Origin of the sequence: Thioalkalivibrio sp. AKL7 (genome assembly GCF_000381705.1) — a bacterium.
GTDB classification, from domain to species: Bacteria; Pseudomonadota; Gammaproteobacteria; order Ectothiorhodospirales; family Ectothiorhodospiraceae; genus Thioalkalivibrio; species Thioalkalivibrio versutus.
The window spans coordinates 40,697-48,622 of sequence record NZ_KB906958.1 but is presented as its reverse complement, the minus strand read 5'-3'; the positions used below and the strand labels follow the sequence as shown (position 1 = coordinate 48,622).

The 7,926-nt window shown below is 67.0% G+C and carries 7 protein-coding genes and 2 riboswitches; of the genes, 5 read left to right on the top strand and 2 right to left on the bottom strand.

What is annotated here, in order from left to right; genetic code table 11:
- Positions 1-260 precede the first annotated feature (260 nt).
- Both nadC and G315_RS0113185 read right to left on the bottom strand, forming a co-directional pair.
- On the bottom strand, positions 261-1,169 hold the full coding sequence (nadC, locus tag G315_RS0113190; protein WP_026338879.1) for a carboxylating nicotinate-nucleotide diphosphorylase: 909 nt from the start codon (positions 1,167-1,169) through the stop codon (positions 261-263).
- The gene (locus G315_RS0113185) at positions 1,159-2,550 is read right to left on the bottom strand and encodes a sodium:alanine symporter family protein (RefSeq protein ID WP_018169370.1); all 1,392 of its coding nucleotides are present in this window, start codon (positions 2,548-2,550) and stop codon (positions 1,159-1,161) included. Before G315_RS0113185 ends, nadC begins: the two co-directional genes overlap by 11 nt.
- 158 nt (positions 2,551-2,708) lie before the next feature.
- Here G315_RS0113185 and G315_RS0113180 point away from each other — a divergent pair, with 158 nt between their 5' ends.
- The 5 genes from G315_RS0113180 to tpx all read left to right on the top strand — a co-directional run bounded on the left by G315_RS0113180 (position 2,709) and on the right by tpx (position 7,868).
- A complete protein-coding gene (locus tag G315_RS0113180; protein WP_019612664.1) occupies positions 2,709-3,629 on the top strand; it encodes a ZIP family metal transporter in 921 nt (306 codons plus the stop codon).
- 302 nt (positions 3,630-3,931) lie between these two features.
- Positions 3,932-4,033: riboswitch (glycine riboswitch) on the top strand.
- A gap of 1 nt (position 4,034) precedes the next feature.
- A riboswitch (glycine riboswitch) is annotated at positions 4,035-4,146 on the top strand.
- Positions 4,147-4,266: 120 nt separating this feature from the next.
- Positions 4,267-5,370, top strand: coding sequence for a glycine cleavage system aminomethyltransferase GcvT (gene gcvT, locus G315_RS0113175; RefSeq protein ID WP_019612663.1), 1,104 nt, complete (start codon positions 4,267-4,269; stop codon positions 5,368-5,370).
- Positions 5,371-5,445: 75 nt separating this feature from the next.
- On the top strand, positions 5,446-5,838 hold the full coding sequence (gene gcvH / locus G315_RS0113170) for a glycine cleavage system protein GcvH (protein ID WP_018176402.1): 393 nt from the start codon (positions 5,446-5,448) through the stop codon (positions 5,836-5,838).
- An 84-nt stretch (positions 5,839-5,922) separates the two neighbouring features.
- Entirely contained in the window at positions 5,923-7,275 is a 1,353-nt protein-coding gene (gene gcvPA / locus G315_RS0113165) for an aminomethyl-transferring glycine dehydrogenase subunit GcvPA (RefSeq protein WP_018176401.1), read from the top strand.
- 65 nt (positions 7,276-7,340) lie between these two features.
- Entirely contained in the window at positions 7,341-7,868 is a 528-nt protein-coding gene (tpx, locus tag G315_RS0113160) for a thiol peroxidase (protein WP_018951163.1), read from the top strand.
- The last annotated feature ends 58 nt before the right edge of the window (positions 7,869-7,926 follow it).

Here is a 7,926-nt window from a genome sequence, read left to right as displayed (position 1 = left end):
CAGCGGGCCGGGGTCGCGGCAGTCGGGCGTGTTTCTTGGGTACTTCTTTGCACGAGCAAAGAAGTACCTCGCGGCGCGCTGGCGAGTCAGCGCGTGGCAGGCGGCCGGACGCAGCCACCGTAAACACCGGATGGCGAACCGTGGCCAGCCACAACCAGGCATGCGGCGGACCGAAGCCCTCCTAAACACCAGTGGATGAACCAGGCCCGGCCCCAGGCGGCGAGTGGAGCCCCGTAATCGTCGGGATCGCAACCGTAGGGCTAGTCCAGGCGCAGGGAGTAGTCGATGGCGTGGAGGTGCTTGGTCAGGGCGCCGACCGAGATGTAGTCCACGCCGGTGGCGGCGATGGCCGCCAGGCTGTCCGGCGTGACCCCGCCCGAGGCCTCGGAGATCGCGCGGCCGCGAATGCGCTGCACGGCCGTGGCCAGATCTGCCAGCGACAGCTCGTCGAGCATGATGACGTCGGCCCCGGCGGCCAGGGCCTGATCGACCTCGTCGAGGTTCTCGGTCTCGACCTCTACCCAGCGCCCGGCGCCCAGGGTGCGGGCCCGTTCCACTGCGGCCGCGATGGAGCCGCAGGCGGCGATGTGGTTTTCCTTGATCAGCACGGCATCCCACAGGGCGAGGCGATGGTTGTGGCCCCCGCCGCAGCGCACGGCGTACTTCTGCCCGTGGCGCAGGCCCGGGAGGGTCTTGCGGGTATCGAGGATGCGGCTGTCCGTGCCCTCCAGGCGGGCGACCCAGCGGGCGGTCTCGGTGGCCGTTCCGGACAGGGTCTGGAGCAGGTTGAGGGCCGCGCGTTCGGCCGCCAGCACGGCCCGTGCGGGCCCTTCCAGGGTGGCGATCACGCGTGGTTCGTCGTCCACTTCCACGTGGGTGCCTTCGGCCACCTGCCAGTCGATCCGGGTCTCCGGCGCGAGGCTGGCGAACACGCGGTCGAACCAGGGCTGGCCACAAACAATCGCGCTCTCCTTCAATAGCAGCGTGGCGCGCGCCACCCGTTCAGCCGGGACCAGGGCGGCGGTCAGGTCGCCGGCGACACCATCGGGGCCCAGGTCCTCCGCGAGGGCGCCTTCGACCTCGCGCACCAGCATGGCCGCGTCCGGACGTGCGGGGCCCTGTGCGAACGGGTCGGATGGACCACCCGCAACGCTGTGCTCATCCCTCATGGCGATCCGGCATCGGGCGATGCGCCACGTAGTCGTCGCGCAGCTTCTTGACCAGGCCGGCCAGCAGGATCAGCGCGATCAGGTTGGGTGCGGCCATCAGGATGTTGGCGATGTCGGAGAAGTTCCAGACCACGCCCAGCGGGATGGTCGCGCCGATCACGATGAGGATGACGAACACGACGCGGTAGGGCATCACCGCGCGTTCGCCGAACAGGAAGTAGGCCGAGCGGTCGCCGTAGTAGGACCAGGCGATCATGGTGGAGAAGGCGAACAGCATCAGGCTGATGCCGACCACCATGGCGCCGAACGGGCCCAGCGTGGAGCTGAAGGCGGTGGCGGTCAGCGAGGCCCCGACCACGTCGTCGGCGCGGTCGATATAGGCCCCGGTGACGACAATGGCCAGGCCGGTCAGGGTGCAGACCACGATGGTGTCGATGAACGGCTCGAGCATGGCCACCGAGCCCTCGCGCGGCGGATCGCCGTTCTTGGCCGCGGCGTGGGCCATGGCCGAGGAGCCCAGGCCCGCCTCGTTGGAGAACATGCCGCGCGCAACGCCGTACTGGATGGCGAGGCCGATGGCACCGCCGCCGGCGGCCCAGGGGTTGAGCGCGAGATTCAGGATGGTCCCGATCGCGGCCGGGACGGCCTCGATGTTGGCGGCGATCACCACGAAGGCGCCCAGCATGTAGATCACGGCCATGAACGGGACGATGGTCGAGGCGATCATGGCGATGCGTTTCACACCGCCGATGATCACCAGCGCCACCAGCACGGCCATGGTCAGGCCGATGATCAAGGCCATCCAGCCCATGATGTCGTCGTCGGCGCGCAGATCCGGCACGATGAAGGTCAGGCCGTCGACCACCGAGTTGGCCTGCACCATGTTGCCGATGCCGAACGAGGCGATCAGGGTGAAGACGGCGAACAGGATCGCCAGCTTCTTCATCTTGAGGCCGTGGAGCAGGGTGAACATTGGCCCGCCGGCGATGCTGCCGTCCGGGGCGATCTCGCGGTAGCGAACGGCCAGGGTGGTCTCGGCGAACTTGGTGGCCATGCCGAAGAAGGCCGTCACCCACATCCAGAACAGCGCCCCGGGGCCACCCAACGCGATGGCCGTGGCCACGCCGGCGATGTTCCCGGTACCGATGGTGCCGGACAGCGCGGTCGACAGCGCCTGGAACGGTGAGATCTGCCCGGTGCCGCCGCCGCGTCCATCTGACCCGCGCAGGGCGCGCCAGCCCTCGCGGAATGCGACGACCTGGACCAGCCCCAGGCGAATGGTGAGGTAGAGCCCGGTGCCCAGCAGCAGGATCAGGGTGAGCGGGTTGCCCCAAAGCAGGCCGGCGGTGTCGCCGAGGAACTGGTCGATGGTGTCGAGCATCGGTGGGTCCTTGTGGTCCGGAGCGGCTTTGGCTGAAAACTCTACCGCGCACAACGGGTGTTGACGATAGCTTTTGTCGAACCCGGGCATTGGGCGCGTCTGTGGAACGCCGCGATGGACCCTGTTTCAATGGCGGCTTCGACTCTCAAGGACGACGCATGACCGAACCCTCTCCCGCGGCTTCCGAGCCGGATCACGGCAAACCGGTACCCCGGATCTTCCTCGTCGGATCGCTGATCGCACTGGCGGTCTTCATCTGGCTGGTCAGTCTGCTGTGGCCGATGCTGGAAGAACGCATTGCCGATCTGAGCACCCTGCAGATCGGCTTGCTGGCGAGTTTCGTCGCCGGTCTGATGACCGCGGTGGGGGCGATCCCGATCTTCTTCCTGCGCCGCATCAGCCAGTCGGTCGAGGATGCAATGATGGGCTTCGGCGCCGGGGTGATGCTGTCGGCCACGGCCTTCGAGCTGGTGCTGCCCTCGGTGGAGCAGGCCGAGGCCCAGTACGGCGGCGTGGGCATGGCCATTGTCGTACTCGCGGTGGGGATCGGGCTGGGTGGCGGTGCATTGCTGGCGCTGCACAAGCTGGTGCCGCACGAGCACTTCTTCATCGGGCCGCAAAGCGGGGCCGACCCGCAGAAGATCCGCCGCGTCTGGTTGTTCATCTTTGCAATCGCACTGCACAACCTGCCGGAAGGCCTGGCGGTGGGGGTCGGCTTCGGCGGCGATGACGTGAGCGACGGGATCGCGCTGGCCATCGGGATCGGGCTGCAGAATATGCCCGAGGGGCTGGTGGTCGCCATCGCCCTGCTGTCGCTGGGCTACAGCAAGTGGGCGGCATTCGGGGTGACCTTGCTGACGGGCCTGGTGCAGCCGCTCGGCGGCCTGATCGGGGCCGGAGCGATCACGCTGATGGAGTTCCTGCTGCCCTGGGGGCTGGCGTTCGCGGCCGGGGCGATGCTGTTCGTGATCAGTCACGAGATCATCCCCGAGTCGCACCGCAAGGGCCACGAGGCCCAGGCCACGGTGGGGGTCCTGGTCGGCTTCGTCGTCCTGCTTGCGATCGACATGGCGTTGTAGGGCGCGCGCAGAGTGTCGCCCGCGCAGAGTGTCGCCACTGGCACCGTCATTGCGAGGAGCCGCAGGCGACGCGGCAACCTCCGTCCGAAACCACCGGATGCTGATCGTGACGCACTGCCAGCTTTCGGAGGTTGCTTCGTCGCCTGCGGCTCCTCGCAATGACGGTGCTTTTTGGATGCATGAGGGGGTAGGTGACGGGGCAGGCCGCGGCGCCGGAATAGTGGCGCGGCCCGTCCGGGCTTTCGCAGCGAGGGTATTTTGGTCTACAATTACTTTCGTCTGTGGGCGCTCGACAATGCCCGCACACCGTTCTGGAAGAGATCTGCGATCGCCAGTCGATTGGCAGACGCCGAAGGCGCAACATCCGCCCGGAATCGCTCAGGCTACAGGACCGGAACGGTGCAGGAGACACACTCTGGAGAGCGGCCGGAAACGGCCCACCGAAGGGGGCGGTCACGCAGTCCGACAACGGACTGACGCGACGCAAACTCTCAGGTTTCAGGACAGAGGGGCGGCTGGCAGATTCATTCTGCCGGCCGCCCCTTTTTTTATGCCCGGAGCGCGGCGGCCGGGCCTCGCGGTTCCACCGGCGGATGCCGGCGAGCCGACCACGACACGCAAGCAAGGCGAGAACTAGATGACGACGTTGAAGACAACTCCGCTCCATGCCGCGCATCAGCGCGCGTGGGCCAAGCTGGTCGATTTCGCCGGTTGGGAGATGCCGCTGCATTACGGCTCCCAGATGGAGGAGCACAAGCGGGTGCGCGAATCCGCCGGCATGTTCGATGTCTCGCACATGCAGGTCGTGGATATCCACGGCCCGCAGGCCCAGGCCTTCCTGCGCTATCTGCTGGCCAACGACGTGGCCAAGCTGAAGACCGAGGGTCGCGCGCTGTACAGCTGCATGCTGAACGAGGCCGGCGGCGTGATCGACGACCTGATCATCTACTGGACCGGTGGCGATACCTACCGCGCGGTGGTCAATGCCGCGACGGCCGAGGGCGACATCGCTCACATGCAGGCGGTCGCCAAGGACTTCGACGTGAACGTGGAGCCGCGCCCGGAGTTCGCCCTGATTGCGATTCAGGGGCCGCAGGCGGTGGAGAAGACCCTGCCGCTGTTGCCGGCCGATCTGCGCAATGCGGGGGATCTCAAGCCGTTTTCCGCGGTCTGGAATGACAAGTGGTTTGTCGCCCGCACGGGCTACACCGGCGAAGACGGCTTCGAGGTGATGCTGCCGGCGGAGGAGGCCGACGGTCTCTGGGAAAAGCTGAAGGATGCCGGCGTGCACCCCATCGGCCTCGGCGCGCGCGACACCCTGCGCCTGGAGGCCGGCATGAATCTCTACGGCACGGACATGGACGACCAGACCAATCCGCTGACCGCCAACCTGGGCTGGACCATCGCGCTGAAGGATGCCGAGCGGGACTTCATCGGCCGCGCGCCGATCGAGCAGTCGAAGGCCGAGGGCGTGAAGGAACGCATGGTGGGGCTGGTACTGGATGGTCGCGGGGTGCTGCGTGGCGGCACCCGCATCGAAACCGAGGCCGGCGACGGCGTGGTCACCTCCGGCAGTTTCGCGCCCAGTCTGGGCGTGTCGGTCGCGTTCGCGCGTATCCCGGCCGGGGTCGAGGCCGAGCAGCTGCACGCGGACATCCGCGGCCGCAAGCTGCCGGTGCGCGTGGTCAAGCCGGTGTTCGTCCGCAACGGCGAGCCGCAGATCGATCTGCCGAAAAACTGAAGCGAGGATTGCCTCATCCCGCGTGCACCGGACTACACTGCGCAGGCGGGATCTAACAAGCAAAAGGAAGATGTCATGAGCGAAGCACCGAAGGACCTGAAGTACACCAAAAGCCACGAGTGGGTGCGCAGCGAGGCCGACGGCAGCGTGACCGTGGGTATCACCGATCACGCGCAGGAACTGCTGGGCGATCTGGTGTTTGTCGAGGCCCCGGAAGCGGGCAGCACCATCGAGGCCGGCACGGCCTGCGCCACCGTGGAATCGGTCAAGGCCGCCTCGGATATCTATGCGCCGATCTCCGGCGAGGTGACCGCGGTCAACGAGGACCTGGCCGACAGCCCCGAGAAGGTCAACGAGTCGCCCTTCGAGGATGGCTGGCTGTTCAAGGTGGAGCCGTCCGATGCCGGCCAGCTGGATGCGCTGATGGACGCGGATGCCTATGCCGCGCACGTCGAGGCGGAATCCTGAGCGTAGCCGCGTATCACCGGTCCCGGCCGCGTCCGGCCGGGACCCAACCGAACTTCGCCGCAATCGGCGAAAGCGAGACCTGACATGCCGTTTATCCCGCATACCGAAGAAGACATCCGTGCCATGCTCGACAGCATTGGCGCCGAATCCGTCGAGGACCTGTTCGACGAGATTCCCGCCGACCTGCGTGCGCCGCCACTCACGGGGATCCCCGAGGGCGAGAGCGAGATGGGCATCACCCGCCTGATGCAGGAGCGGGCTGCGAAGGACGGCATGCCATCGAATTTCATCGGGGCCGGTGCCTACGAGCACCACATCCCGGCCGCCGTGTGGCAGATCGCTACCCGCGGCGAGTTCTACAGCGCCTACACGCCGTATCAGGCGGAGGCCAGCCAGGGCACGCTACAGCTGATCTACGAATACCAGACGATGATCAGCCGCCTGACCGGGATGGAGGTCTCCAACGCATCCCTGTATGACGGTGCCTCCGCCCTGGCCGAGGCCGTGCTGATGGCGGTGCGCGTGAATCGCCGCTCCAAGGCCAAGCGCGTGCTGCTGCCGGGGGCGCTGCACCCGGACTATCGCAAGGTGGTGAAGACGCTGATCGGCAACCAGGGCATCGAACTGGTCGAACTGCCGTTCGACGAGACCACCGGCCAGACCCCGGTGGAGGCGCTGGCGCCGTATGCGGACGACGACGTCACCGCCATGGTGATCAGCCAGCCCAACTTCTTCGGCATCCTGGAAGACGTGGATGCCCTGACCGGGTGGGCCGAGGAACGCGGCATCCCGGTTATCGCCGTGGTGAACCCGGTCTCGCTGGCGCTGCTGAAGCCGCCGGGCGAGTGGGGCGCCAATGGCGTGGACATCGTGGTCGGCGAGGGCCAGCCGCTGGGTGCGCCGCTGTCGTCCGGCGGGCCGTACTACGGCTTCATGACCACGCTGAAAAAGCATATCCGGCAGATGCCGGGGCGCATTGTCGGCCGCGCCGAGGACGCCGACGGCAAGCCCGGTTTCGTGCTGACCCTGCAGGCGCGCGAGCAGCATATCCGCCGCTCCAAGGCGACCTCGAACATCTGCACCAACCAGGGCCTGGTGGTGACGGCGTCGACGATCCATATGTCGTTGCTGGGTGACGAGGGCCTGACCCGCGTGGCCGAGGCCTGCTACGCCAACACCCATGCGCTGGTGGAAAAACTGGCCGCCAAGGGCATCAAGCCGCGCTTTACCGGCGAGTACTTCCACGAAGTCGCGCTGGACTTCGGCGGCGATGCCGCGACCCGCGTGCAGACCATGGCCGATGCCGGCGTGCTGGCGGGCCTCGAGCTGAGCCGGGACTATCCGCAGCTGGATGGCTGCGTGCTCGCCTGCGCCACCGAGACCAAGACCGAATCCGACCTGGAGCAGTACGTGACCACTTGGGAGCAGGCCGCCTGAGGCGGTTATCGGCTTCCCACGGTCAACGACACCAAGCGCCATACACATCAAGCCGGGAGGCAACCATGGCCGAAATCAAGCTGCAAGGTAATCCGATCAACACCAACGGCGATCTGCCGCACGTGGGCTCGCCGGCCCCGGACTTCAAGCTGACCAACAAGGATCTGCAGGATGTCTCGCTGGCCGACTTCGGCGACAAGCGCAAGCTGATCTCCATCGTGCCCAGCCTGGATACCCCGGTCTGCGCCGACTCCACCAAGAAGTTCAACGAGATGGTCGCCAGCCGTCCGGATCTCGAGATCCTGATCGTCTCCGCCGACCTGCCGTTCGCGATGAGCCGCTTCTGCGCTGCCGAGAACCTGGAACGCGTGACCGTGCTGTCGATGATGCGTGATCGCGATTTCGCCAAGGACTACGGCGTGCTGATCCAGGACGGCCCGCTGGCCGGGATCACCGCGCGCGGTGTGGTCGTGCTGGATACCGACAACCTGGTGATGCACGCCCAGCTGGTCTCCGAGATCGGCGACGAGCCGGATTACGACGCCGCGTTCGCGGCCCTGGATGATCGGGCCAACCTGAGCCCGACCCAGTAATCGGCCGGACTCCCTCCGTGCCGCCGGTGGCCGGGCCTGTGCCCGGTCGCCGTCACCC

What these genes read in the sequence shown, in the direction of transcription:
- nadC (WP_026338879.1), bottom strand. Translation starts at nt 1,169, where the DNA reads ATGAGGGATGAGCACAGCGTTGCGGGTGGTCCATCCGACCCGTTCGCA.
- gcvH (WP_018176402.1), top strand. Translation starts at nt 5,446, where the DNA reads ATGAGCGAAGCACCGAAGGACCTGAAGTACACCAAAAGCCACGAGTGG.
- gcvPA (WP_018176401.1), top strand. Translation starts at nt 5,923, where the DNA reads ATGCCGTTTATCCCGCATACCGAAGAAGACATCCGTGCCATGCTCGAC.
- gcvT (WP_019612663.1), top strand. Translation starts at nt 4,267, where the DNA reads ATGACGACGTTGAAGACAACTCCGCTCCATGCCGCGCATCAGCGCGCG.
- tpx (WP_018951163.1), top strand. Translation starts at nt 7,341, where the DNA reads ATGGCCGAAATCAAGCTGCAAGGTAATCCGATCAACACCAACGGCGAT.
- G315_RS0113180 (WP_019612664.1), top strand. Translation starts at nt 2,709, where the DNA reads ATGACCGAACCCTCTCCCGCGGCTTCCGAGCCGGATCACGGCAAACCG.
- G315_RS0113185 (WP_018169370.1), bottom strand. Translation starts at nt 2,550, where the DNA reads ATGCTCGACACCATCGACCAGTTCCTCGGCGACACCGCCGGCCTGCTT.